This is a genomic window from Chelativorans sp. AA-79, assembly GCF_029457495.1.
In the GTDB taxonomy this organism is placed as follows: Bacteria; Pseudomonadota; Alphaproteobacteria; order Rhizobiales; family Rhizobiaceae; genus Chelativorans.
In genome coordinates this window covers 1,818,093-1,844,263 of record NZ_CP120361.1, presented here as the reverse complement: position 1 = coordinate 1,844,263, position 26,171 = coordinate 1,818,093, and the positions used below count along the sequence as shown (strand labels likewise).

Below are 26,171 nucleotides of genomic sequence, written 5' to 3'. Positions count from 1 at the left end.
GGACACGGGCGATCGCGGCGGGCATCTTCAGAAGCGCCCCGACAGGGAGACGTAGTAGGAGCGCCCGGGCTCGTTGTAGGTGTTGGCGCCCTCGCCGGTCCGGAACAGCCGTTCATCGAAGAGGTTGTTGATGCCGGCGGTGAACTTCAGATTGTCGTTCAAGCGGTAGTCGGCGCCGAGATTGACGATGGTATAGGCCTCCCGGGTCTCGAGATCCTCCGGATCGGTGTAGTCCTCGCCGGTGATGCTGGCGCTGCGCGGCTCGATCTCGCCGTAATGGGTGGCCGAAAGCGTGAGGCCGAGATCCTGCACGGGCTCCCATCGCAGGGCGGTGTTCACTGTGTATTCCGGCACCAGGGAAAGCGGCTGGCCCGTTTCCTTCTCCTCGCTTTGCAGCATCCAGGTGGCGTTCGTGGACCAGGTCAGGGCCTCGGCGAGCGGAACGGTAAGGCTGCCTTCCAGACCGGAAATGACGGCTGGACCGCTGTTCTCCCAGCGAAACAGGCGGCCGCGCTGGTTTTCCTCGTCCGCATAGCGGATCGGTACATTGCTCGGCGCGATGCGGTTCTCATAATCGTTGTGGAAATAAGTGAGCGTGGCATTCCAGCCGCGAAAATCGGAGTAGCTGACACCGATCTCCTTGTTGATGCTGATCTCGGGATCGAGGTCGGGATTTCCGACGATATAGCATCCGACGCCGCCGACCTGGCCGTAACCCGGAGGGCAGCCGTATCCGCGCGTGTAGTACACGTAGTTCGGGTTGAGCTGGTAAAGGTTGGGCGCCTTGAACGCCCGTGCGATACCGGCCTTGACGGTGATCTCCTCGGTCACGTCGTAGGAAGCGTTGAGGCTGGGGCTCAGATTGAAGCCGAACTTGTCATGGTAATCCGCGCGCAGGCCCGGCGTCACCGTGAGCCTGTCGGTGACGGCGATGTTGTCCTCGACATAGACGGCGAACAGATTGGCGGAGGTCTTCGGGTCGCGTTCCTCCGGGTCTGCCGGCGTGCCTATGTCGACGCCGTCGACCGCGGTTTGCCCGATGGAGACGTCATCCTCCATGAACTCGCCGCGATATTCTGCGCCAAGCGTAAGGGTCTGCTCCCAGCGGAGCGAGAGCGGAATATCGAATTCCGATCTTGCGGTGATGTTGTCGAGATAAATCTCGCCATATTCCTCACTCGTGTTGATGCTCCCTTCGCCGCCGCCGGCAAGCCCTTCCAGAAGGCGCCGGTTGGTGGTGCTTTCCCATTGAACGAAGCTCAGCGACCTGCCGAAGTCATATTCCCCGTGATGGGTGGCCGAGAGCGAGTAACGCGTCATCCGATTGGTTTCTGCGCCTTCTTCGGCAAGGTCGTTGATGATGTCGGTTGCACTGCTGTATTGCGTGTCGCCGGCATAGATGTTGCTCTGGCGGCTGTAGGCGGCCTCGAAATCCATGCGGTGCTGCGGGTTGATCTCCCACGAGAGCATCCCGTTGATGTCGTAGTTCTTGACGCCCTCGCGGCCGGCGGGGGAATCCGTGGTGTCGGCCGCGCCGTCGTTGATGTCCGGATCGTCCGCGTCCGTCTGGGCAACACCGCCATAGATCCGGTAGGAAAACATGTCGTTGATCGGCCCGCCCACCAGGAAATTCGCGCGCCGGCTGCCGCCCTCCTCCGAGTGCTCGGGTATCTCTGCGAATGCCGAGAAGCTGTATGTGGCCGTCTCCGGCCGCTTGGTGATGATGTTGACCACGCCGCCCGACGCGCCCGAGCCGTAGCGCGCCGCGGCGGGACCGCGGATGACCTCGATCCGCTCGATGGCCTCCGCCGGCACCCAATTGCTGTCGCCGCGCGTGTCGCGTTCGCCGCTGCGGCCGTAGCGCACTGAATTCCTGGAAAGCACCGGCTTTCCGTCGATCAGGATCAGCGTGTTCTCCGGCCCCATGCCGCGGATATCGATCTGGCGATTGTTGCCGCGGATGCCGGTGGACGAATTGCCGGTGAGATTGACGCCCGGCATGCGGCGGACGATTTCGGAGATGTCGTTCGCCACCGGCCGATTCTCGATATCCTCCTCGGTGATCGTGGAGACGCCCAGCGACTGTTTGAGCTCTTCGGAAGCCGCCCGCACCGTGAGCCGCTCGAGGACCGTTTCCCCGCCGTCCTGGCTCTGCGCCAGGGTCGGCGCGGACAGAAGAAGCGCAAGCGCCGTCAAACCACTGCCGCCAAACGAATATCGTGACATCGAAACTCCCCTGAAATCGCGTCGGCTGGCGGCGGCTGGCTCCGGACGCATGTTGCCTCTGGCGGCGGCCATCAGCCGCCACGTCTCAAGACGGATCTGGATCGAACATGCCCGCACCGGTCGGGCCGGCACCCCTTGCGCCGGCTTCGGAACGATCGCCCCTCATGGCGCGTGGCGCCGGTGTTGCCCTCGAAACAAACTTGAGTAATGGTGTCCTATTAAAACGCGGATTTCAGTCAACGGCGATGATTCAGAGAGATTCCAAATTCACGAAAGTGCAACATGCGACCTGAATGCAGGACTGAGGCCCGGTCGGCAGCCGAAGACGCCGATGTGACCGTCGACGGTGCGGGGGCCGGGTTGAACAGGCTTCGGCTGCTCGTGGCGCTCGACGCGCTTCTTGTGGAAGGAAGCGTCGGAAGGGCCGCCCGCCGGATGGGGCTCGGCACCCCGGCAATGAGCCGGCTGCTGGCCCAGTTGCGTGCCGTCTACGGCGATCCCATCCTCATCCGCACGGGTCAGGGGATGGTACCGACGACATTCGCCGAATCGATCCGTCAGCGCGTACGCGCCGTTGCCTGCGAAGCGGAAGCGCTCCTGGAAGGCCTGCCGCCGCCTTTGCATGAAAGCACGGCACGCCGTGCCCCGGTGGAACGGAGCCGCCCTATCGTCCAGTCTCCGCCGCTGGCCATGCGGCCGGTGCTGCCTCTGGAGGGGCAGCCGCTGCCGGAGGACATCGCAAGGAAGCTCACCGATATCGAGAACGACGCCGATCCGCACCGCCGGCTGGCGCGGGCCATCGCGCTGGTGGGCGGCGGGGCCGGACGCTCTCGGCCGCTGACCCGCGAGGAAGCCGAAGAGGCCTTCTCGATCGTGCTCGAGGGAGAGGCCGATCCGATCCAGATCGGCGCCCTGCTCATCGTCCTGCAATATCGCGGGCTCACCGCCGATGAACTCGCCGGGCTGGTCTCCGCCGGCCGGCGCCACTGCTGCGCCCTGCCCCTGGAATCGGACGCCGCAGACCTGGACTGGCCGGCCTATCTGTCACCCAAGTCCCGAACGCCGCCCTGGTTTCTGCACGCAGCACGGCTCGTCGCCCAATCCGGCCAAAGGGTCCTGCTGCATGGCCAGGATGGCGGGAGCGGCTGGCTCGACATGGCCGTCCAGGCGGCAGGCATCCCGGTCTGCGAAACGATCCCCGAGGCACGGGAGGCGCTCGCCGAACGGCGGATCGCCTTCCTTCCGGTCGGCTCCTTCGCTCCGCAGATCCGGGCGCTCTTGGCGCTCTACAGCATGTTCGAAATCCGCTCGCCGCTGAACATGCTCGTCCACCTGCTCAATCCGCTCGGCGCCTCCGCCAGCCTTCTCGGGGTGTCCAACCCCTCCTATCCGGCACAGCACCGTGATGCCGCCCAGATCCTGGGATGGCGGCAGCTCGCCATCCTGGGCACAAGGCGCGACGTAGCGCAGGCGACACCCTTCCGCATGACGCCGGTCTACCGCCTCGTCGACGGCGTCTGCAGCGACGGCGTCATCCCGTCGCGTCGCGATCCCGGAGGCCAGGCACGCACCGCGCTGTCCAGCCTCGAATATTGGGATTCCATGTGGCACGGCAGGGTACGCGACGAGCGGGCCCGCGAGATCATCGTGGCGACCACCGCGGCGGCCCTGCAGGTTCTGTCCGGCAGCGGCGAGGACCGCCGCGCCGCAGCGGTCGAGACGGCGGACGCTCTGTGGAGGAACCGGAAAACATAGATGCATCCGATATATCTTGATTTCCGTTGTATCGACGGAAGGCATACACTGGCGGTTTCCGCCCCTGGCCTTATCGAACGCCATCTGGTTCGCTTTACCTTCCGCGAGGATCTGAAAAATCGGCTGGCGTCGCTCCTAAGCTCCGAAAGCATCAGCCATTCAGGGAGTTCGCATGGACGACAAGATCACGGCGGTACTCGACGCCTATCACGAGATGATCCGGCAGGAGCGGCAGGGCCAAGGCGGCATCGCCGCGCAGAGTGGCCGCGAGCACCGGCTGCTGGCCGTCGGGCCGGAGACTGGGCGCTTGCTGAACATCCTCGCAAAGAGCTTGACGACGCCTACCATCCTTGAGCTTGGCACGTCCTACGGTTATTCCGGCATCTGGCTGGCCGAAGCGGCGCGGGCGACCGGCGGCCGGCTGATCACGATGGAACTGCAGGACGACAAGTCCGCCTATGCGCGCGACATGGCGGTCAAAGCGGGGCTTGCCGGCCATATCGACTTCAAGGTGGGCGATGCCCTGGAGATGATCGACCGGCTGGAGAGCGGGCTCGATTTCGTGTTGGTCGATCTCTGGAAGGATCTCTATGTACCCTGCCTCGAAGCCTTCTATCCGAAGCTCAATCCCGGCGCGATCATCGTCGCCGACAACATGCTGCATCCGGGCGGCGACAACGTGGCGCGATACGGCAAAGCCGTCCGCGCCAAGCCGGGAATGACGAGCGTGCTCCTGCCGGTCGGCTCGGGTCTGGAAGTTAGCCGGTTCGAGCCGAACTGAGCGGTACGGAACCGGCGCACGCACGCGTGCAGGCGCCGGTGACCACATGCCTGCGATCCTACGCGGCTTGCGAGGCAGCCTGTGTCTCGTCCCATTGCAGAACGTTTTGCAGTTCCTCGTCTATCGCTCGCGCCTGTATCGCGGAAATGGCCGGCATCGGCATACGCGGTTGCCCGCCGGGGACTCCCTGCCTGCCGAGGCAGTACTTCACATTGGCGGGAAGATTGTCGGCCGAGATCGTGTTCCAGAACTTGAGAAGCGCCTCGTGGATCTTCTGCGCCTTGGCATGATCGCCCGCCTTGACCGCGTTCCACAGCGTCACGCACACGCCGGGCACTGCGGCTGGATTGGCCGCGATCGTGCCGTGGGCGCCGATGGCGAAGGAGGGATAAAGGAGCGCGTCGACCGCCGTCAGGACCAGCTTGCCTTGTGGTGCGCTGACCAGGAGATCGGCCATCAGCTTGAGGTCGCCGGCGCTTTGCTTCACGCCGATGACGCCCGGCAGGCCCTTCATGATCCTGACCAGGAGCTTGGGGCTCAAATAGTTCCACGGCACGACATTGTAGATGATGACGGGAATGTCGGTTTCGCGCGTCAGGCGCTCGAAATGGGCGTAGGTGGCGTCGTCATCGGGCTTGAAGACGTAGTGTACGGGCGTGATCTGCAGCGCGGCCACGTTGAAGCGGCCCACGGCCTTGGCCTTTTCTATGGCGCTCCGCGTGCTGTTGGCGATGATACCGGCAATCACGGGAATACGGCCGCCGACCTCCTCCGTGGCAATCTCGACCGAGCGCGCCAACTCTTCCGTCGACAGGGTATGGCCCTCGCCGGTGCTTCCGCCAAGGCAGATGCCGTGGACATTCTTGCGCAGCATGAACCGCACGTTCTCACGCAGAGCGGCTTCGTCAATGGTCTCGTCCGCCTTGAAGGGCGTCACGAGGGGTGGGATGATACCTTCGAGTCTGTGGGACATCGGTCTTTCCTTGGTTGCCCTGTCTTTCTTGCCGGACGCCTTGGGCATGTCGCGCGCCGGGATCGGTGGCCGCGCGCTACCGCGGCCACGAAAACTCACTTCTGCGCAGCCGCGCTTGTTCCCAGCGCGTCCATGACGCGCTGAGTCTGCTCTTCGTGCTTCTCGACGAAGGCGCTAAACGCATCGGTTCCCAGCCAGACGGCGCCGAAGCCACGGTCCTTCATGCCGCTCTGGAAGCGCTCCGAATCGAACGCCTTCTTAAGCTCGGCTTCGATCTCGGCGACGAGGGCGGGATCCATTCCCGCAGGACCGGCAATGCCGCGCCAGGTGCCACCGGCAACGGCCTTTCCAGTCTCTTCTTCGACCGTCGGCACGTCCGGATACTTCTCCAAGCGCGTATCGTTGAGCACGGCAACCGTCTTGACGAGACCCGCCGAAGTCAGCGAGTCGGTCTCGGGCACGGAGCAGAGCACCACGTCCATGCCGCCGGATGCGAGTTCCTGAAGGGCGGCAGCCGAGCCCTGAGCGGGGATGAGATTCAGCTTCGCGACATCGATTCCCTCTTCCAGCATCAGCGAAACGAAGGGGATGTCCCAGCTTGCACTGCAGGTGCCGCCGCACGAAATCTTCAGGCTCTCCGGATCAGCCTTCAAAGCAGCGATAATGTCGTTGATCGACTGCAGCTTCGAATCGGCCGCAACGTGAACGGCCGCGGGATCAGCATTGAACTGCGCGATCGGCGTGAAGCTCTCGGCCGTGAAATCCGCCTGACCGAGCAGGCGGAACTGAGCGAAGGGGGAAAGCTGGCCGAGCGTATAGCCGTCCTTCTTCGCGCTGCTGTAACTGGTGTAGCCGACGATGCCGCCGCCCTGGGCCTGGTTCACCACGGTGAACGGCTGACCCGTATTCTCCTCCAGCTCGCGGGCCAGGAGACGCATCGTGTAGTCACTGCCCCCGCCCGCACCGGCCACCGCAATCAAAGTTACGGGCCGTTCAGGCCATTGGGCGAAGGCAGGCCCCGCCGCTGCCGAGATTGCCGTAAGAGCCGCTGTTGCAATGATGACGTGCCTGGTGAAGGTCATTTCTCTCTCCATGTTCCGATAATTGGAATAAGCATTGTTGCCTCCAGCATTCTACACCATACAGACAACAAGCCGCTGTCTCAAGACATAACTCCCAGTATAAAGAATTATTGCCACTAAATATATTATGTATCCCGAAGTGCGGATTGCCTGAGCAGCGAGGGTGAATTCAGGTCGGTTGCACGTCCTTCCTTGCACGGCCTTCTTCGGCCCCGCGCGAAAAGACCTTCACGCCAATCGCGGTCAGCCATGTGAGGATCGTCACGACTCCGATGGCAGCGCCGATGGGCCGCTCGAAAAAGATCGCAAGGCTTCCCTGCGACTTCAGCATGGTCGTCATGAAGGTCTGCTCGATCATCGGGCCCAGAATGAGGCCGAGAATCGCGGGCGCCAGCGGGATGTCGTTGGCTTCCATGAGGTAGCCTAGCAGCCCGAACGCCGCCACCAGCCCCACAGCGAACAGCGTGTTTTCGACGGAGAAGGCGCCCAGGATGCAGAAGACGAGGATGACCGGCGAGACGTAGCTTGACGGCAGCCGCAGGATGAGCCCGAAGCCGCGAATACACAGGATGCCCAGCGGAACGAGCAGGAGATTGGCGATGAAGAAGATCGCAAAGATCGTATAGATGGTTTCCGGATTGTTCAGGAAGAGCGTCGGACCCGGATTAAGTCCTTTGATGAACATGACGCTGATCACGATCGCGGTGATGGCGTCACCTGGAATCCCGAAGACCGTCGCGGGGATATAGGCACCACCCAAACTTGCGTTGTTTGCGGCACTTGCAGACATGATCCGCTCGACGGAGCCCTGCTCGTCATCCCGCCGGCCGACGCGCGAGCCTCGGCGCGCAATGGCATAGGATATCCAAGCGGCGATGTCCGAGCCCGCCCCCGGAAGGGCGCCCACCAGCGTCCCTAGAGCACGTCCGTTGAACTCCGAGTCGTAGCGTTGATGACACGGATTGGGTTTTATGATTCACCGTCGCCGTTGCAGGAGATGGCGATGGCTCGAGCTTACGGTGAGGATCTTCGGATGCGGGTTCTGGATGCTGCAGCGGCAGGCGCTTCGGCGCGCTCCGTCGCGGCACGGTTTGGCGTCGGCGTTTCGACGGCAATTGTCTGGATCAGGCGGGCGCGTGAGAACGGGGAACGCTCGGCGCGGCGTCAGGGCAAGCCGCGGGGCTCACGCCTGGATGCGCACGAGACGTTCGTTGTTGCCATGATCGAGGCGAACAAGGACGTGACGCTGAACGAGATGGTCGAGCGGCTCGCAGCCGAGCGCTCCGTGTGTATCGGCCGCAGTGCCCTGAGCGCCTGGCTGCGCGGGCGGGGCTGGACGTTCAAAAAAGTCCGCGCATGCATTGGAGCAGGACCGTCCTGATGTCCTGAAGCGCCGGCAGGATTGGTTCGAAGGCCAACTCGACCTCGACCCTGCCAGGCTTGTCTTCATCGATGAGACCGGCCTGTCCACCAAGATGGCCCGCCTGCGGGGTCGCGCGCCATGCGGCGAACGCTGCCGAGCCGGCATGCCGCATGGGCACTGGAAAACCACCACCTTCACCGGCGCACTGCGCCTGTCCGGCATGACCGCGCCCTTCGTCTACGATGGCGCCATGAATGGCACCGTCTTCCTCGCTTATGTCGAGCAGGTCCTGGTCCCCACCCTGAGGCGCGGCGATGTCGTCATCATGGACAACTTGCCGGCACACAAGGCAGCAGGCGTCCGCGACGCGATCGAGCAAGCCGGTGCAACCCTCATGTTCCTGCCGCCCTATAGCCCGGACTTCAACCCCATCGAGAATGCCTTCTCAAAGCTCAAAGCGCTCCTGCGGGCAAAAGCCGAGCGCACCATCAAAGCGCTCTGGGATACCGCTGGCGCACTCCTCGACCAGTTCACTCCCGCAGAATGCGCAAACTACTTCAGGGCTGCTGGATATGACCCGGATTAAGCCGGACGTGCTCTAGGAGACCGCCGCGGAGAAGCCCGAGCTTGTGCGGCCAGATCCGTGCGCCTGCTGTGGTGACTATGGGTCCCATTCGGCGGATATCGGCCCTGCCGTCGAAATCGGCATTCGCGTTGCGCATCAGTTCGGAAATCGCGAAGAGCCCGATCAGCACCGGGATTAGTCCCAGGCCGCCGATCAGATTCGTGGAGCCGAAGGTAAAGCGTGGGATTCCGGAAATCGGGTCCATGCCGACGGTGGCAAGCGTGAGCCCAAGAAACAGAGAGGCAAGACCCTTGAGCAGCGAAGGGCCGGCCACGAAAGTGGCGCAGCTCAGCCCCAGAACCCCCAGCCAGAAATATTCCACGCTGGAGAAGGCCAGTGCGATGCGCGCCAGCGAAGGGGCGGCCAGCGTCAGCACGAGAGCGCTGACGAGACCTCCGATCGCCGAGGCGAACAGGCCGGCTCCCAGCGCTACGGCGGCCTTTCCGTTGAGGGTGAGCCGGTGGGCATCCTCCGTATAGGCCGCCGAAGCCGGTGTACCCGGCATGCGCAACAAAGCGCCGGGAATGTCGCCTGCGAAGATGGCCATGGCCGAGGCGGTGATGATGGACGATACGGCCGGCAGCGGATCCATGAAGATCACGAACGGCACCAGGAGCGCACTCGCCATAAGCGCGGTCAAACCCGGGATCGCGCCGATCACAAGCCCGTAGATCGCAGACAGCACGATGACGAACAGCAAATGCGGATCGGCCAGTTGCTCGAGGACGGCGGAGAAATCTACCATATCAGCCACCCCGAAACGGAGGTGAGCGGCCCCCAGGGCAGCGGCACATGCAGAAAGGACGCGAAGCCGATATTCATGACCAAGGCGACGGCAAACCCCACGGCCAGCGCCCGGATCTTGGAAGCGCCCCTCACGGCGACGACGGTCGCCACGATGAGGGTTGCGGTAGCAAGGAAGCCGAGCGCATCCGCGAACACGACATAGAAAAGAATGGCCGCCGGCAGAATCCAGAACCGGACCGCCTTCCTGGCATCCCCGGTCCAGTCCGGCAGGACGGCAAGCGGCGCAGCTTTCAGATTGCTCAATCCCTGGAGGACCAGCGCGCCACCGCAGAGGGCAAGCCCCCCTCCGACGAGCATCGGGAAAAAGCCCGGTCCGTAGGACAGATTTCGCGGCGCGGTGAGCGTCTGGGAATAGGCGGCGACGAACACGCCTACCCCGAGAAGAACCATGCCGACGAAGATGTCGTGCACCTTCATTGTCTTTTCCCCGCCGATCTTTGCCGGAACCGTGGTTAGTGCCGTGCGCCGCTACTTGCCATAACCGAGCGCAGACATGACACGGGCCGTGTCCCGCTCGTGCTGCGCCATCAGTTGTGCGAGCGCTTCGGAGTCCATCCACCGGACGCCGAAATTCGCCTTGCGCATCGCGTCACGGAAATCGGGTGAGGCGACGGCGCTCTCGATGGCCTTTTCCCAGGCGTCGACCGCCTCGGCAGGCATGCCGGCCGGACCGCCGATGGCCCGCCACGTGCCTCCATCCACGGGCTTGCCGATCGTGGAACCCGCAAGGGGCACCTCCTCAAACCCTGGAACAGGCTCTGGGCTGAGGACCGCCAATGCCCGCACGCGACCGGCCTGCATCAATGAGGAGGCCTCGGGAAGAGAGGCCGTCTGGAAGTCCACGCCTCCGGCGGCAAGCTCGGTCAGCCCGCTTGCCGCTCCCTGCCCCGGAATCCAGTTGATTTTCGATACGTCGATCCCGTAGTCCAGCATCATACCCGCGACAGGCACATCCCAGACACTGCCGCAGCCGCCGCTGCAGTGGATGCTGAAAGCAGCGGGGTCGGCCTTGAGCGCCTCCAGCGCCTGCTTCAGATCGGAAAAGGGTGAATCCGCGCTCACGAGAAGCGACGAGGAATCGCCGTTGAAATTCGCGATGGGCGTGAAATCGGACGCGGTGAAATCTGCCTGGCCGGTAATCTTGTAGCCTGCATACGGAAAGAGCAGGCCGACCGTATACCCGTCCGGCGTGGCGTTCTGGATCGTCGTCAGACCGACAACCCCGCCGCCCTGGCCCTGATTGACGATCGTAATGGGCTGGCCGAGCCCTTTTTCCAGTTCACGGGCCAACATGCGTGTCGTGGTATCGCCGCCGCCTCCGGCTCCCGCCGGAACGACGATCGTCAGCGGCCGTGTGAAGAACCCCTCCGCCAGGGACGGTGCCGCTGTGGCGACGGTGAGGGCAAGCGTTGCAGCAGCTATACGCGGGACGTTCATCGACTTCCTCCCAGTCTTCAAGATGACATTCGAGAACTATGGCGACCGGCCTGCAATGTCAATCCCATATTCCGGAATAAGAAAGGGTGGACGCGTTGAGCTTACCGACTATCGTGACGTTTCAGTTCCCGTGAGATGGCATCTGCCGTCTGTATGACGGTCGGAGCGAGCCCCGTGATCCGACTGTGCGGCATGCGTTCCGTCGGGCCGGAAACGCTGACGGAAGCGAAGACCTGCCCGCGCGAATCGCGGATCGGAGCGCCGACGCTGCGGATGCCGATCTCGTTCTCCTCGTCGTCGATCGCATAGCCGCGCTCGCGAACCGCCTCGAGGTCGGCAAGCAGCGCCTCGATGGTCGTCAGGGTCCGCTCGGTGCGAGCACGCAAGCCCTCTTCAGCAGCGATGCGCCGGATGAGCATTTCATCCTGGAAAGCCAGAAACGCCTTGCCCACGCCCGTACAATAGGTCGGCGCGGCCTCGATCGTGGTGAGCGTGGTGAGCCGCGCCTCGCCCATTTCCTCCCGCTCGATGCAGACCATCTGACTCCCGTCGAACATGTGGAGATGCACGATTTCGCCGGTAATCTGGTGCAGTTGCAGGACGTGAGGCCGCGCATGCCGGTTCAGGTCGAGATTCGCCAGAACCACGCTGCCGTAATAGAACATTTTCAGGCCCAGCCGGTAATCGTGTCGCCGGCCGTCCTGATCGATCAGGCCGATGTCGCGCAGGGATGCGACGATGCGGTGAATCGTCGTCCGGGGCATGCCCGTCTTCTCCACGATATCCGTGATCGAGAGCTGACCCTTCGCACGGGTGAAGCAGTCGAGCACCGCTGCCATTTTGTAGAAAGATTTGGCACCACCATCGCGGCCCTGCTCGCCGTCGACATCCGCGGCGTGTGCCTTTTCGCTCATATCATTCATCGTTCCGCTCGATCTTTTCTTCTGCACGCCCAGATTCGCCTGTTCCTGCCGACATGAGAAAGGTACCATGCCCTGCCAGCTCCCGCATACCAGATCTCCACCGGGCAGAAACGCACCGATGACCGAGATGGCGGGATTTACCCGGCGCCGTTGACGACCTCATAACTTAGTGACACAAGAAGCGATTATTAGGTAGCACTAATTCCACAATTCGGAATATAACCGGGAGGGATGGAGTGAAGAAGCTCATCAACGACCCACGTGAAGCCGTTCGCGAAATGCTCGAGGGGCTGGCCGACATGTCGCCCGACCTCGTGCTCCTCAATGACGAGAATGTGGTTGTGCGCGACGGCATTCCTGCTTCCGGAAACAGGAATGTGGCCGTGATCTCGGGCGGCGGGAGCGGACACGAGCCGGCCCATGCCGGTTTTGTCGGTGAGGGCATGCTGACCGCGGCCGTGGTGGGCGATGTATTCACCTCGCCAAGCGTCGACGCGGTCTACGCGGCCATTGCCGCGGCGGCCGGTCCGGCCGGGGTGCTGCTGGTGGTCAAGAACTACACCGGTGACCGGCTGAACTTCGCCCTTGCCGCTGAATTGGCTAGGCAGGACGGAATTCCCGCTGAAATCGTGGTGGTCGCCGACGATGCCGCTCTTCGCGACACGGTGGAGCCGGCGCGCCGGCGCGGCATTGCGGGCACGATCCTAGTGCACAAGATCGCGGGTGCGGCGGCCGAGCGTGGAATGCCGCTGGCGGATGTCGCACGCGTCGCGCGCGCGGCAGCGGACGACGTCGTGACGATGGGAATCGGCCTGGGTGCCTGCACGGTTCCCACCGCCGGCAAGCCGAGTTTCACGCTCGGCGAGGACGAGATCGAGTTCGGCCTCGGCATCCATGGCGAAAAAGGCGTTCGGCGAGCCCCGATCCAGAAATCGGATGCCATCGTCGAGGCGATCCTGGAAACGCTTTTGACCGAGCTTGGCCCTCGTGCATCCGCGGGCGTCGCGCTGCTGGTCAACGGACTCGGCGCAACCACGCCAATGGAACTGACGATCGTCGCCAGGCGTGCCCTGGCTGTCCTGCGTGCAAGAGGCATCAAGGTTGAGCGGGGATGGACCGGGAACTTCATGACCGCGCTTGAAATGCCCGGCTGCTCCCTATCGCTGCTTCCTCTCGATGCGGAGCGCCGCGAACTTCTCGATGCGGCTTCCAAGGCCCCCGCGTGGCCCGGGCCGGGCATTGTTGCCGATGCCCGCAAGACGAGGCAGGCGCCGCGTCCCACGATCGACGCGGAGCAGGAGACACTCGAGCCCGGACCGATCTCGGACGTGCTGAAATCGGTCGTCCTCGCCGTCGCCGGAGCATTGGAGGAGGCGGAGACGGAACTGACCGACCTCGACAGCCGTGCCGGCGACGGCGATCTCGGCGCCAGCATGGAACGCGGCGCGCGCGCCTTGCGCGCGCTTCCACCCGCAGCCTTCGCCACGCCGGAATCGCTCTTGGTCGCCATGGCCAACACGCTGCGGCGCGCGATTGCGGGCAGTTCCGGCCCCTTCTATGCAACTGCGCTGATGCGGGCGGCGCGCCGGCTCTCCGGTCGGGCGGCACCGACCGCCGATGAATGGGCGGCAGCGCTTGCCGAGGCGGTCCAGTCCGTTGCCGATATCGGGGGCGCCAAACCCGGCGACCGCACGATGCTCGACGCATTGTCGGCTGCAGTTGCTGGCTGGGAGCGTGCCTCGGCGGAGGGGCGGTCGCCTCGGGAAGCGTGGGATGCGGCCGCTGCCGCCGCGCGCGCAGGCGCCCTCGAAACCGCGTCGATGCGCCCGCGGCTCGGCCGCGCAAGCTATCTCGGCGAGCGCGCGATCGGCGTTCCCGATGGGGGCGCCGTTGCCGTCGCCATCTGGATGGAGGCGATCGCAAACGCCCTACCCCGGGAAACGGCCTGAAGGGCTCGCAGCGAAAACCTGGCTCGATCGTTTGCGGCAACCTCCTCGTCGGGCGTGAGCTGCACGGTGATCGGCAGCGGTGTCTCGATCACAGCCAGCGCAAGCCGACTGCCGGAATCGCCTTCGCTCCAACGCTTCACCGAGGTGGCCGCATCGGCTGCCGTCACCGGGTTGCAATCGTGGAACTTGAGCCCATCGCGCAGCGTGAAGGTGTAAGTGAGTTATCGTCCCGTCGGCCATTTGCGGCTGCGGCTTGAAGACCTCATCCACCGCCACGGCATGAATCATGCAGCCGTGATTGCGGGTGATATGCGCTGTGGTGATGTTCAGGCAGCCTGATCTTCGACCCGCACGATATGACCTGGCCTCACCTCCCGGTAAGTGTGGACTGGCGGCTCGTATCCTGCAGGTCGTATGGGACTCATGATCTCGTCGCTGCTGATCGCCCGGCGCAGGGAACGCCTTTCCGGGTCGGGCACCGGCACGGCGGCCATCAGCTTCTTCGTATAGGGATGCTGGGGATCGGCGAAAAGCGCTTGGCGCGGGCCGATCTCCACGATTTCCCCCAGATACATGACGGCGACACGGTGGCTGACCCGCTCGACAACGGCCATGTCGTGGGAAATGAAGAGATAGGAAAGACCGCGCTTCTCTTGCAGGTCGAGCAGGAGATTGACCACCTGCGCCTTGATCGAGACATCGAGCGCGGAGACCGACTCGTCGGCGATGATGATCTTCGGATCAAGCGTCAAAGCGCGGGCAATCGAAATCCTCTGGCGTTGCCCGCCGGAGAATTCGTGCGGATAGCGCTTCAGCATGTCCGGGCTCAACCCGACCTGTTCGATGAGTTCGGCCGCTTTTTCCTTCGCCTGCTTGCGTGTGCCCAGCCTGTGGACGATGAAGGGCTCGGTAAGCGCTTCGGCAATGGTCATGCGCGGGTTGAGGCTCGCGAAGGGGTCCTGGAAGATCATCTGCGTCGAGCGCCTGAGCGCGTTGAGCTCGCTCCGTCTCAAGGAACGTACGTCCCGCCCGTCGATGATGATCTCGCCGCCTTCGATCACCTCGCCGCTTTCGGAACTGGTCAGCCGCATGATCGAGCGGCCGATGGTGGACTTGCCGCATCCCGATTCACCGACGAGAGACAGCGTCTCGCCTTTGAAAATGTCGAACGAGACGTTTTCGACGGCGTGTACGGCGCCGGCATGTTTGCCGAACAGTCCGCCGCCGATCCCGTATCGGGTCACGAGATTGCGTACGGAAAGAATCGGCGTTTCGCGATCGACAGCCGTTGCAAGGGGCGTTTCAGGACCGGGAATGCCGGTCTGCTTGTCCACGACGGCGAAGCGGAGAGGACGAGGCTGGCCCGTCATCGAGCCCATGCGAGGCACGGCTGCAAGCAGCGCGCGCGTATAGGGGTGCTTTCCCGCCGTAAAGATTTCCGCGGTCGTCCCCGTTTCCACCGCCTCGCCGCGATACAGGACCACGGTGCGGTCCGCGACCTCCGCGACCACACCCATGTCATGGGTGATGAAGAGGACCGACATGCCCTCCTCTTCCTGCAAAGCCTTGATCAGGTCGAGGATCTGCCCCTGGATGGTGACGTCGAGCGCCGTTGTCGGCTCGTCCGCGATCAGGAGTTTGGGACGGCTGGCCAGTGCCATCGCGATCATCACCCGCTGCCGCATACCACCGGAGAACTGGTGCGGATAGCTCCTGAGGCGCTCGGCGGCGTTGGGGATGCGAACCTTTTCCAGGAGCCGGATGGTTTCGGCTTTCGCCTCTGCGGCTGAAAGGGGCTTATGGCATGTGAGCGCTTCGGAGATCTGGCGGCCGATCGTGAAGACCGGATTGAGGCTGGTCATCGGCTCCTGGAAGATCATGGCCGCGTCGCGTCCACGCACCTTGCGCATCTCCGTCTCGTCCAGAGCGAGCAACTCGCGGCCGTTGAGCAGGATGGAGCCCTCGATCCGACTCGACGTCCTGGGCAGGAGCCGCATGATCGAAAGCGACGTCACGCTCTTGCCGGAGCCCGACTCCCCCACGATCGCGAGTGTTTCGCCCGGCATGACGTCGAGCGACACGTTCCGCACCACCGGGTTCCACTCCCCGCCGCTCAGGAAGGAGGTGGTCAGACTCCTGACGGAAAGGACCGGCTGTGAAAGGTCTGCGACTGCTTCTGTCATGGCTCCCCCTCCCTCGGTTCTTCAGGTGTTGCGCGCCGCCCTGGCGGAAACGAAGGCCGCCGGGGTGAAGTCGAAGTCCTTGTCGAATGGATAGGTGGGATGCTGCTTGCGACTGCGCACGAGGCGTTCGATGAACTGATCCACCGCGCCCGGAGACAGCACCAGCAGGTTGGGATTGGCGATGGGGGCCAGTTCGGGCGAGAGATAGCCCGATTTCACCGCGACGATCTTCGCGCTGTTGGGATCCAAACCGAGAGCGGTAAAATCGGCAATGGCGTGGAAGGGCCGGCGGCGCGCGGTCACCACGAGGTCGACCCCGCCGATGCGCAGAACGGCCTGCCGGTCGGCGGGATTCCCGGCCTCGGCAAGGAACACGACCTCGAATATGCCGGAAAACGGCCTGCTGCCGCGGTCGAGCGTCGCGCCGATGGCGAATTCCTGCCTTGCGCCGACACCGGCCCTGTAGGCGGCTTCGGTCGCCGGAGCGTCGGCGATACCGGCGAAGATGGTCTGCTTCGCATCGGCGGCGACCAGCGCGGCGAACAGTTCGGTCCGGTCGCCGACGCCACCGCCGGTCGGATTGTCGCCGGATTCGGCAAGCACCACCGGCCCGGTCTCGCTTGCGACGGCCTTGGCGACGCATTCCTCGATCGAGCCGGTCTCGGGGCCGAAGACGAAGCCCTCGCGCGCATCCCAATAGGCCTGAGCCAGCGCCTTTGCTTCGTTTTCCAGCGCGGCCCGGTCGGTTCCCGTCATGATGGCCGCAGCGGTCGCCCGCGGCTCGTCCGCCCAGACATAGCCGACATTGAGCGAGGCATCCCAGATACCTGGCTTGGCATCGATGCCGGGAAGCCGCGCATAGAGGCTCCTGGCGGGTTCGTCGACCGTGCTGGTGCGCTCGCCCGGCAGCACCACCGGCACCGGCGCCCAGACGACATGCGGGATCTCCTTCGTCTCCAGCGCCCTGATCAGCATGGACACCGACCGGCGCATCGTCTCCTCGACATCGATATGGGGCGCGGTGCGATAGGTCGAATAGATGTCGAGGCTGTCGATGATGCGCTGCGAAAGATTGCCGTGCAGATCGTAGCTGGCCGAAACGATGCAATTGGGCCCTACCAGTTCGCGCGCGGCCGTGATCCAATCGCCCTCGGCGTCTTCCATGCCTTCGACATTCATGGCCCCGTGCATGGCCAGGTAGAGACCGTCCAGCGGCAGCAGTTCCCCGAGCCTGTTCAGGAATTCGGCCTTGAACGCTTCGTAGGTCTCCCGCGCAACCGGCCCCCCGGGGATGCAGCGCGCGTGGATGGTCGGCAGGAACGTCGCATCATAGTCGGCCAGGAAAGCCAAATAGGGTGCCTCGAGCAGTTCAGCGCCGCGCAGCACACGGAACTCCTCCGCCCGCGTCAGGACGGGATTGTAGGTGCTGCATTCGATGTGGATACCGCCGACGGCGATGCGCATGAGGACCTCCGGACTAAATGATTCCGTTCAAGAAACTCTGGGTCGCAACACTCGCTGCGCCCACGGCCCACGCGTCGTCGGCGACACGCCGCATGCGGATGGGCGTGTCGCCGGAAAGCCGGGGCAGCACATTGGCCTCGATGGCCTGCTGCATGACTGTCGCGAACAATCCGTCGAACGCTTCTTCCCGGTGGGTGACGACGACCATCTGCGGATCGTTGATCTGAATGATCTGGGCGATGGCGAGGCCAAGGGCGCTGCCGGCGCGGTGAAGCAGCCTGATGGCGCTGGAGGAGCCGCTGGCCGCAACCGCTTCGACATCGCGCAGCGTTTCGGCCTCGATGCCGTCGGCCCGCGCCTGATCGAGGATCGCGATCATCGAGGCGACGGTATCCAGACAGCCGATCTTGCCACAGCGGCACGGCAGCCCGTCGACATCCACCGTGCAATGGGCGATTTCGCCGGCACCGCCATGCGCACCCCGGTACAGCCGGTCGTGAACGAAATGTGCTGCACCGATGCCATCGCCCAGCCAGATAAGGGTGAAGGCGTGCATGTCGCGGGCTTCACCGAACAGCTTCTCGCGGACGGCCAGGGCCTTGGCGTCGTTCTCGATGAAGGTGGGCAGGTTCGTGCGCGTGCGGATGAGCTTGGCCAACGGCACATCCTGCCAGCCCAACAGTGTCGATTTGATGCAGTTTGCCTGCTCCTGGTCGACGAGGCCGGAGAGCGAAACGCCCATGCCCGCTACACGCTCGGATGCAACGCCTCCGGTCCTGGTGAGGCTGGGCAGGGAATCGGCCACGGTCTGGGCGAAGGCGTCCGGATCGATGCTGCGGGGGACCTCGATGCTGGCGACAATGCCCCCCTTGAGGTCGACCAGCGCGATCAGCGCCGGGTCCGACATCATCGATACTCCGATGAAATAAGCACCCTCGGGCCTCAGGTCCAGCAGTGTGGAAGGACGGCCCTGGCGCTGGACGGTGCTGGTCTCGCGCAGCAGACCCTTATCGAGCAATTCGCGCGTGAGCCCGCTCATGGCAGCTTTGCTAAGCCCTATGCGCGCGCCCAGGTCGGCCCGGGTCATCGAGCCGGCCGCACTGATGAAGCGAAGTATTTGGCGATGGGTCAGTGTCAGCACCGGTCTCCCCAAAATGGGTTGACACTAAGTCTGCACAATGAATTAATCAAGCGCATTTAGTTCACCAATAGAACTAATAACTCATCCGGCATCCAAAAGAGGGGAAATCTCATGCCATTTCTGTCTGCTTTGCGAAGGGGAGTGCTGGCTACCGTCCTGATCGGTGCAGCCGCCTTCTCAACCGCCACCGCCGCCGAGACGCTGACCGTCATGCAGAGCGAAGCTCCCCGCTCCATGGATCCGGGCGATCAGAGTGCGACCTTCACGAACGCGCTATTGGCCCCGGTCTATGAAGGCCTGCTGCTGCGCGGGTCCGACATGCAGCTCAAGCCGGGTCTGGCCACCGAGTGGAGCGCCAATGAAACCGGCACCGAATGGACCTTCACGCTGCGTGACGGCGTCGTCTTCCACGATGGGACCGAATTCAATGCCGATGCCGTCGTCTACAATTTCGAACGACATCTGGACACCAGTCGCGGCCTGGCCGCATCGGGCCGCCTGCGCACCTTCCTCGACAGTGTCGAGAAGATCGACGACGAGACCGTCCGGTTCAGGCTCAAGGCACCCTATCCCGCATTCCTCAACATCCTGACCACCAATGCCGGTCAGATCGTCAGCCCCACGGCGGACGCGGAAGGAAACCTCGGTGCGGCTTCGGTCGGCACCGGTCCGTACCGCATGGCCGAATACCGTTCGGGCGAGTATGTGCTTCAGGAGAAATTCGACGATTACTGGGGCGACAACGCGGACAGCGTCGAAGCCATCCGCTGGACCTGGTCGTCCGAGCCGTCGGTGCTGAACATGGCACTTCAAGCAGGGGACGCCGATGTCATCAACCCGGTGCCGCCCGCCTTTGCCGCGGCGATCGACGCCAATCCGGAACTCAACCTGCACGTTTCCGACGGTGCGGCGGTATTCTGGGTGGCGCTCAATACCGAGGCCAAACCGCTTGACGACGTTCGCGTGCGTCAGGCTCTGAACTTCGCCACCGACAGGGAAGGCATCATCAACGCCATCATGTCCGGCTATGCCACACCCGCCAATTCGCCGCTCGCGACCGTGGCCGAGGGATATGATCCCGACCTCGACCCCTATCCGCTCGATCTGGACCGGGCACGCAAACTGCTCGAAGAGGCCGGCTATCCCGACGGCTTCGAAATGTCCGTTATCGTCCAGGAACAGGAAGCGCGTATCGGAGAAGTGCTGCAGGCCATGTGGGCTGAAATCGGCGTCGAACTCGATGTGCGGCGCATGGAGAGCGGCGTCTGGTCCGCGGCGGCCTTCGGCGATATCGAGCAGAAAGCTGCCGAGGATGTCGATGCGGTGATCGCTTCCTGGTCGTCGGGCGTCAACGGACCGGATCTCCAGTTCCGCCCACTCTACCACTCGTCGAGCTTCGCACCGGCCGGCGCCAATCTCGGCTTTTATCACAACGAGGAATTCGACTCGCTTCTGGACGAAGCTGCCGCCACCGTCGATGTGGATGTGCGCAACGAGATCTATGGCAAGCTGCAGCAAATGATCAACGAGGACGCCCCGCATGTCCTGCTCTACGTCTCCCAGGATCTCTATGCCACGCGTGAAGGTGTCGAGAACGTCTGGATGATCCCGGGCGGTCTCGTCCGCGTGGACGCAGCAACCAAGCAGTAACACGACGCATCGTCTGGGCTGGCTTCCACGGGTGCCGGCCCAGCCCTTTTGGGAGCGCCATGCACCGTTACATCCTCCGCAAGCTGATCTCGCTGCCGTTCATCCTGATCGGTGTGTCTCTTCTCGTCTTCATTGCCATCCGCATGCTGCCGGGCGAGCCCGCCCGTGTGATGGCCGGCCCTGAAGCCACCCAGGAAGCCGTCGATGCGATGACGGTGCGCCTCGGCCTCGACCGCTCGATCCCCGAGCAATACCTGACCTTCTCCGCCAATGCGCTGCGGGGCGATTTCGGGGAATCCATCCGTTCGCGCCTACCGGTCTGGAACGAGATCGCCGACCGTCTTCCCTATACCGTCGCCCTGGCCATTACAGCTTACATCTTTGCAATCGGCATCGGCGTCCCCTCGGGTATGCTGGCCGCGATCTACCGCAACCGATGGCCCGACTACATCGTCATGGTGCTGGCGATCGCGGGAGCCTCCATCGCCAATTTCTGGCTGGCGCTAATGGCGATGAACTACTTCTCCGTCCATCTGGGCTGGCTTCCCCTGCTGGGCGCGAGTTCCTGGCAAAGCTACATCCTGCCATCGATAACGCTGGCGGTTTTGCCGATGGCGGTCATCGCCCGAATGACGCGTTCCTCGATGATCGAGGTGCTCAGTCAGGATTACATCCGTACGGCGCGCGCCAAAGGCGTGCCGAACTCCAGCGTCTATTGGAGCCACGCCCTTCGTAACGCGCTGATCCCCATCGTCACCATCGTCGGCTTGAACTTCGGCGGCCTGATCGGCGGCGCGGTGGTGACCGAGACCGTGTTCAACTGGCCGGGCATCGGCCGGCTGCTGGTGGATGCAGTGCGCTACCGCGACTATCCGGTGATCCAGGGCGTCACGATGGTTGCGGTCTTCGGGGTCGTCATCATCAACTTCGCCGCCGAAATGGTCATCGCAGCCCTCAATCCAAGAATCAGGTTCGGCTAGTGAGTGCTTCGTCTCCCTCAGCAGCGCCCTCTCGCAATCGCCGCCGCCTGCGTCGAGCCTGGGCCTGGTCGCGGCAGAACGCCAATATTGTGATCGGCGCCGTCCTTGTCGGCCTTATCCTTCTCATGGCGATCTTCGCGCCATGGATCGCCGGAACCGATCCCTATGCCCAGAACCTCGCCAACACGCTCGAGCCTCCGTCCTGGAAGCACCCGTTCGGCACCGATGACAATGGCCGGGACATTTTCGCCCGCGTCATCTACGGTGCACAGATATCGCTACTCGAAGTGGTGCTCAGCGTGGGCATCGCGACCGCGGTCGGCGTGCCTCTGGGGATTGTTTCGGGGATGTCGGGCCGCCTTGTCGACCAGGCGATCATGTGGATCATGGACGTTCTGTTCGCCTTTCCCGGCATCGTGCTGGCCATTCTCATCGTGAGCGTGCTCGGCCCCAGCCTCTTCAATCTGATGATCGCCATCGCGCTCTTTGCTATTCCGGTCTATGCGCGCCTGAGTCGCAACGTCACGCTGGGGTTGAAGCATATGGAGTTCATCGAAGCAGCGATCGCCCTCGGTGTTCCCCGCCGGCGCATCCTTGTCCACTATATCCTGCGAAATTCGGTTGGCCCGATCATCGTTCAGTCCACGCTCACCGCGGGAACCGTCATCCTTTCGGCGGCATCCCTCTCCTTTCTCGGTCTGGGCGCCCAACCGCCGATCCCCGAATGGGGCGCGATGATGAGCCAGGGACGCAATTATCTCGGCGTCAATATCTGGATGTCGCTGTTCCCGGGGCTGGCGATCATGATCACGGTGCTCGGATTCAACATTCTCGGCGACGGCTTGCGAGACCTGCTGGATCCGAGAAAATGATTTCGCAAGCAACCGGGGCGCGGGTCGCATCTCAAGCCGAACCCGTCGCATATTGCGCCGATATCGGCGGTTCGTTCATCAAGTTCGGCCGGGCTTACGGGCCGGGAGATGTTTCGGTCGAGGAACATGTCCCCACGCCGGTCGCCTCGTGGCAGGGCTTCATGGACGCCCTGGCCGGGCTCCTCGAACGGCATGGACCGGAGAGCCGGCCGCTGCCGCTTGCCATTTCCATCGCAGGCCTGTTCGATACGCGGACCGGGCGGGTCACGGCTGCCAATATTCCCTGCTTCATGCACCACGACCTGATTACCGAGTTGTCGAGCTATCTGGGACGCAAGGTCCTGATTGCCAACGACGCCGACAGCTTTGCGCTGGCCGAAGCCAATATCGGGGTCGGACGCGGCCATGAGGTCGTCATGTGCATCATCCTAGGGACCGGAGTGGGTGGAGGTCTCGTTGCGGGCGGCAGGCTGGTGCAGGGGGCAGGCGGAGTGACCGCCGAATGGGGGCATGGTTCCATCGTGCAGACCAGCGTCACCCTCCCCGGCTCGGGCGAGCAGATCGTCGTGCCGCGCTTTGCCTGCGGTTGCGGGCAAAGCGGCTGTACCGACACGATCGGCGGGGCACGCGGCATCGAGCGGCTGCATCGGCATTTGACCGGACATCGCCGCTCCAGCCACGATATTCTTGACGCGTGGGAGGTGGGCGACCCCGTGGCCGGCAGGACCGTCTGCGTCTATCTCGAGCTTCTCAGCGAGCCACTCGCTTATGCCATCAACATCACCGGAGCATCCATGGTCCCAGTCGGCGGCGGACTTGCGACGCGCCCGGCGCTGATCGATGCGCTGGACCGCGCCGTGCGCAAGCGCACGCTCAACGCTTACACCGAGCAGTTGGTCCTGCCCGGGCGCCATATCACCGACGGCGGGCTCGTGGGGGTCTCGGTGCTCGCGTCCCAGCAATGAACAGGAACCTCATATGGACGAGCGGCTTCTTGAAGTCTGTGTCGACGACGCGCCCGGCCTCCATGCGGCCATTGCGGGCGGCGCGAACCGGATCGAGTTGTGTGCGGCGCTCACGGTCGGCGGCTTGACTCCGAGCCCCGGCCTGATGGCCGCTGCGGCAGGAAGTCCCGTGCCGGTCTATGCGATGATCCGCCCGCGCAGCGGCGACTTCGTCTTCGCGGAAACCGAGATCGAAATCATGCTGGCCGACATCGACCATGCCCGCCATTGCGGTCTCAGCGGGGTGGTGCTGGGCGCCAGCCTGCCTGACGGGCGGCTCGATGCAGCCGTTCTGAGGCGGCTTTGTATGCATGCGCAGGGGCTGGGCACGACGCTGCACCGGGCATTCGATCTGGTTCCAAGTTTCGCCGATGCCATTGAAATTGCCGTAGAACTCGGCTTCGAGCGCATCCTGACCTCCGGCGGCGCGCCCACGGTGCTGCAAGGCCTGGATCAGCTCGAGCGCATTGTCGCGCTTGCGGGGAACAGGATCTCGATCATGCCCGGCGGAGGCGTGAAGGCGGAGAACGCTGCGGAACTGATCGCGCGACTCGGCGTACGCGAACTGCACGCCTCGGGCGGGCTGGCCCGAGGCCCAGCGGGGGAAAAGATCCTGGAACTGGGCTTCGATGCGGCCTCTCGCCGGGCGACGGACAAGAACACGGTCGCAGCGGTGAAGGCGGCCATGGGCGGAAGGTGAAGCACCTGCGGCGCCTCAATCCCGCGTGGTCCCAATTCAGCCATAGACCGCCGAACCCAAGCGCGCGCCAGGATCAGGCGTCCTGCGCCATCCCCGCCGTGCCAAGAATGGTTGCCAGGCCAGCATAGAGGCCACGCAGCGATTCCTCCGGTTCCACATCGATCCATTCATCCACGGAATGGGCCCGCCCGCCGGTTCCGCCGGATCCGAGTCGGATCGCCGGCACGCCGAGGCTCATCGGGATATTCGCGTCGGTGGAACTCGACCCCGTCGTGGGCTCGAAGCCGAAGGCGGGCAAAGCCGCGAAGGCTGCCTGGACGATGCGGGTGTCGTGCGGTGTACCGCCTGCCGGGCGGTCGCCGATCCGCTTCACGTCAGCGGTGATCGGCCCGTTGGAGGTGTCGGCGCGCTCGTTTTCCTTTGCGACAGCCCGTTCGATCTGCTCGTGCAGCTGGGCGTCGATCCGATCCAACTCCTCCTGCTTTTCCGAGCGAAGGTCGATCTCGGCCCAGACTTCCTCTGGAATTGCATTGACGGAGGTGCCGCCGCCGAAGGTAGAAGCACAATAGGTCGTGCGCGGCTCTTCGGGAACTTCGAAGCGAGACATGCCCTCCAGGAGCGTACCGAGCGCATAGGCGGGATTCACCGTGCCGAATGCCGCCAGCGAATGTCCGCCTGGCCCACGGAATGCCACGCGATAGCGGTAGGATCCGACGGCGGTCGTGGTGACCTTCTCCAGTTCGAGCCCGTCCACGGTGAAGAAGCCGGCGATCTGGTGACGATATTTCCCTTCCGTGAAGAGATGGCGCACGCCGCGCAGGTCACCCTTCCCCTCCTCGCCGACATCCCCGACGAAGAGCAGGTCCTGCTCCGTTTCGATGCCTGCCCCATCGAGGGCGCGGATGAAGGCGAGCAGGACGGCCAGCCCCCGCGTATCATCTCCCACGCCGGGCGCGAAGAGCTTGGTGCCCTCGCGGCGCACCGAGCAATCGGTGCCCTCCGGGAAGACGGTGTCGAGATGTGCGGCCACGGCGATCATCTGGCCGTTGCCACGGCCCCGGCGCACGCCCAGAACGTTGCCGATGTCGTCACGCCCGACGTCTTCCAGACCGAGATCATGGAATTTTTGCTCATAGGCTCTCGCGCGACGTTCCTCCTTGAAAGGCGGTGCGGGAATTTCCGTCAGCTCGATGATCTGCTCCACCAGGAGGTCGTGCTGCTCGCGCAGGATGAACTGCGCTTTCTTGAAGGCGTCGGAAGCGATGATGCTGGCGACATCGTAGGTCATTTGATCTTTCCAATATCAGTCAGGGAGAACGGCAGATACGCGGGAATTGGCTGCAGAATGGAAGCTGAGGCCGAGGCCCGCCGATGGTCAAGCGTTCACGGCGCCCGCTCCCGCTCCCAGCACTTCGGCGGAAGGCAGCCCGCCTTCGAACCACACACCGGCCGCCGCCTGGGACATCGCGCACCCGTCATGCGCCACACCCGGAACCTCGGTAAGCCGCCAGCCGAACGCGCAGCCAAGGGCCTCTGCAGCGGCTTTCCCATTCGCCATGTAGTTGCGGGCGCGGTGCAGACGGCCCGTCCCCTGCTCCAGGGCCTCCGGCTGGGACGGCAGGTTGTCGGCATTCGCTTCGCAATCCATCTGCCCCGCCATGATCCACAGTTCGGCTCCCAGCAACTCGCGCAGATCCGCCTCGCCCAGGCCGATCCCGGCAAGACCGGCCGGGAAATCCGTGTCGAGCGTCGGCAGGGAATACCAGCCCGCATTCGCAGCGATCACCGACTTGAAAGGCCCAACGCCGACAAGAGAAACCATCCGGTGCAGGAACTGCCCGCCGGCGGAATGACCGTAGATGCGGGCTCGGCCCTCTTCCATGACACCCGCGGCCACCAGATCGGCGACAACGCGAGCGGGGACGTGGTAGATCCAGCTGTCCCGCGCAGTCACATTCCCCTCGGTATCCAGGACGATGCCATTGTTATAGTTCTCTGCCTCCGGGAAATCGGCTCTGGAGAAGGTGGGTGCGACGATCAGCAGATCGTGCTGATCGGCGGCCCGGATCCAGAAGTCCCGGTAGTCGTCGCCGTTGCGCATCATTCCGTGCTGAACGAACACCACGTCGTTGCCGGGCTTGTAGCCGGCGGAAGTGTAGCAATTCAGCGTGATTGTCTTGCCCGGCTGTCCGTGGAAACGATATGGAATCGCATTTTTTCCCTCGCGCTCGAGGAGTGTTTGAAGGATCATTCAAG

General features: G+C 63.8%; 22 protein-coding genes and 1 pseudogene. 9 read left to right on the top strand and 14 right to left on the bottom strand.

Annotated features, from left to right (window positions below; all coding sequences use genetic code 11):
- Positions 1-27 precede the first annotated feature (27 nt).
- A complete protein-coding gene (locus PVE73_RS08925) occupies positions 28-2,226 on the bottom strand; it encodes a FepA family TonB-dependent siderophore receptor (protein WP_277366595.1) in 2,199 nt (732 codons plus the stop codon).
- 282 nt (positions 2,227-2,508) lie between these two features.
- Here PVE73_RS08925 and PVE73_RS08920 point away from each other — a divergent pair, with 282 nt between their 5' ends.
- Both PVE73_RS08920 and PVE73_RS08915 read left to right on the top strand, forming a co-directional pair.
- Positions 2,509-3,981, top strand: coding sequence for a glycosyl transferase family protein (locus tag PVE73_RS08920; RefSeq protein WP_277366594.1), 1,473 nt, complete (start codon positions 2,509-2,511; stop codon positions 3,979-3,981).
- 172 nt (positions 3,982-4,153) lie between these two features.
- Positions 4,154-4,762: a DUF1442 domain-containing protein gene (locus tag PVE73_RS08915; protein WP_277366593.1), complete on the top strand. Its 609-nt coding sequence runs from the start codon at positions 4,154-4,156 to the stop codon at positions 4,760-4,762.
- Between the two features lie 58 nt (positions 4,763-4,820).
- On the opposite strand, the gene PVE73_RS08910 is transcribed toward PVE73_RS08915, so the two are convergent.
- The 3 genes from PVE73_RS08910 to PVE73_RS08900 all read right to left on the bottom strand — a co-directional run bounded on the left by PVE73_RS08910 (position 4,821) and on the right by PVE73_RS08900 (position 7,724).
- Positions 4,821-5,735, bottom strand: coding sequence for a dihydrodipicolinate synthase family protein (locus tag PVE73_RS08910; protein ID WP_277366592.1), 915 nt, complete (start codon positions 5,733-5,735; stop codon positions 4,821-4,823).
- 95 nt (positions 5,736-5,830) lie between these two features.
- Positions 5,831-6,817 carry a tripartite tricarboxylate transporter substrate binding protein gene (locus PVE73_RS08905; protein ID WP_277366591.1) on the bottom strand — a complete coding sequence of 329 codons (987 nt, stop codon included), beginning with the start codon at positions 6,815-6,817 and terminating at the stop codon, positions 5,831-5,833.
- A 169-nt stretch (positions 6,818-6,986) separates the two neighbouring features.
- The gene (locus PVE73_RS08900) at positions 6,987-7,724 is read right to left on the bottom strand and encodes a tripartite tricarboxylate transporter permease (protein WP_277366590.1); all 738 of its coding nucleotides are present in this window, start codon (positions 7,722-7,724) and stop codon (positions 6,987-6,989) included.
- A gap of 96 nt (positions 7,725-7,820) precedes the next feature.
- Between PVE73_RS08900 and PVE73_RS08895 the strand changes: the two genes are divergently transcribed.
- Positions 7,821-8,766 (top strand): IS630 family transposase gene (locus tag PVE73_RS08895; RefSeq protein WP_246249038.1). Its coding sequence is split into 2 segments (ribosomal slippage): positions 7,821-8,161 and positions 8,160-8,766, totalling 948 coding nucleotides; the frame shifts between segments, so codons are not numbered across the junction.
- On the opposite strand, the gene PVE73_RS08890 is transcribed toward PVE73_RS08895, so the two are convergent.
- The 4 genes from PVE73_RS08890 to PVE73_RS08875 form a co-directional block, all read right to left on the bottom strand.
- Positions 8,738-9,550: a tripartite tricarboxylate transporter permease gene (locus PVE73_RS08890; RefSeq protein ID WP_277366589.1), complete on the bottom strand. Its 813-nt coding sequence runs from the start codon at positions 9,548-9,550 to the stop codon at positions 8,738-8,740. The two genes, PVE73_RS08895 and PVE73_RS08890, sit on opposite strands and share 29 nt — an antisense overlap.
- Positions 9,544-10,029 (bottom strand): tripartite tricarboxylate transporter TctB family protein, encoded by a 486-nt coding sequence (locus PVE73_RS08885; RefSeq protein WP_277366588.1) that lies wholly within the window; start codon positions 10,027-10,029, stop codon positions 9,544-9,546. Before PVE73_RS08885 ends, PVE73_RS08890 begins: the two co-directional genes overlap by 7 nt.
- A 51-nt stretch (positions 10,030-10,080) precedes the next feature.
- The gene (locus PVE73_RS08880) at positions 10,081-11,049 is read right to left on the bottom strand and encodes a tripartite tricarboxylate transporter substrate binding protein (RefSeq protein WP_277366587.1); all 969 of its coding nucleotides are present in this window, start codon (positions 11,047-11,049) and stop codon (positions 10,081-10,083) included.
- A 101-nt stretch (positions 11,050-11,150) separates the two neighbouring features.
- Positions 11,151-11,963, bottom strand: coding sequence for an IclR family transcriptional regulator (locus PVE73_RS08875; protein WP_277366586.1), 813 nt, complete (start codon positions 11,961-11,963; stop codon positions 11,151-11,153).
- 245 nt (positions 11,964-12,208) lie between these two features.
- Between PVE73_RS08875 and PVE73_RS08870 the strand changes: the two genes are divergently transcribed.
- Complete coding sequence (locus tag PVE73_RS08870) at positions 12,209-13,921, top strand: dihydroxyacetone kinase family protein (protein WP_277366585.1); 1,713 nt, start codon at positions 12,209-12,211, stop codon at positions 13,919-13,921.
- Positions 13,922-14,016: 95 nt separating this feature from the next.
- Here the strand turns inward: PVE73_RS08870 and PVE73_RS08865 are convergent.
- From PVE73_RS08865 to PVE73_RS08850, 4 genes and pseudogenes are all read right to left on the bottom strand, one after another.
- A pseudogene (locus PVE73_RS08865) lies at positions 14,017-14,245 on the bottom strand (ABC transporter substrate-binding protein); the annotation flags it as partial.
- Between the two features lie 2 nt (positions 14,246-14,247).
- Positions 14,248-16,104, bottom strand: a complete 1,857-nt coding sequence (locus tag PVE73_RS08860; RefSeq protein WP_277366584.1) for an ABC transporter ATP-binding protein — start codon at positions 16,102-16,104, stop codon at positions 14,248-14,250.
- Between the two features lie 21 nt (positions 16,105-16,125).
- A complete protein-coding gene (locus PVE73_RS08855; protein ID WP_277366583.1) occupies positions 16,126-17,568 on the bottom strand; it encodes a M81 family metallopeptidase in 1,443 nt (480 codons plus the stop codon).
- A 13-nt stretch (positions 17,569-17,581) separates the two neighbouring features.
- On the bottom strand, positions 17,582-18,655 hold the full coding sequence (locus PVE73_RS08850; protein ID WP_277367392.1) for an ROK family protein: 1,074 nt from the start codon (positions 18,653-18,655) through the stop codon (positions 17,582-17,584).
- A gap of 165 nt (positions 18,656-18,820) precedes the next feature.
- On the opposite strand from PVE73_RS08850, the gene PVE73_RS08845 reads away from it, so the two are divergent.
- From PVE73_RS08845 to PVE73_RS08825, 5 genes are all read left to right on the top strand, one after another.
- Positions 18,821-20,359: an ABC transporter substrate-binding protein gene (locus PVE73_RS08845; protein WP_277366582.1), complete on the top strand. Its 1,539-nt coding sequence runs from the start codon at positions 18,821-18,823 to the stop codon at positions 20,357-20,359.
- Positions 20,360-20,418: 59 nt separating this feature from the next.
- Positions 20,419-21,339, top strand: coding sequence for an ABC transporter permease (locus tag PVE73_RS08840; RefSeq protein WP_277366581.1), 921 nt, complete (start codon positions 20,419-20,421; stop codon positions 21,337-21,339).
- An 89-nt stretch (positions 21,340-21,428) separates the two neighbouring features.
- Positions 21,429-22,211 (top strand): ABC transporter permease, encoded by a 783-nt coding sequence (locus PVE73_RS08835; protein ID WP_277366580.1) that lies wholly within the window; start codon positions 21,429-21,431, stop codon positions 22,209-22,211.
- Positions 22,208-23,176, top strand: a complete 969-nt coding sequence (locus PVE73_RS08830; RefSeq protein ID WP_277366579.1) for an ROK family protein — start codon at positions 22,208-22,210, stop codon at positions 23,174-23,176. The genes PVE73_RS08835 and PVE73_RS08830 overlap by 4 nt, the downstream gene beginning before the upstream one ends.
- A gap of 13 nt (positions 23,177-23,189) precedes the next feature.
- Complete coding sequence (locus PVE73_RS08825; RefSeq protein WP_277366578.1) at positions 23,190-23,915, top strand: copper homeostasis protein CutC; 726 nt, start codon at positions 23,190-23,192, stop codon at positions 23,913-23,915.
- 73 nt (positions 23,916-23,988) lie between these two features.
- Here the strand turns inward: PVE73_RS08825 and PVE73_RS08820 are convergent, their stop codons facing one another.
- On the bottom strand, positions 23,989-25,203 hold the full coding sequence (locus PVE73_RS08820; RefSeq protein WP_277366577.1) for a M20/M25/M40 family metallo-hydrolase: 1,215 nt from the start codon (positions 25,201-25,203) through the stop codon (positions 23,989-23,991).
- A gap of 87 nt (positions 25,204-25,290) precedes the next feature.
- A complete protein-coding gene (locus tag PVE73_RS08815) occupies positions 25,291-26,166 on the bottom strand; it encodes an alpha/beta hydrolase (protein ID WP_277366576.1) in 876 nt (291 codons plus the stop codon).
- Positions 26,167-26,171: the final 5 nt, after the last annotated feature.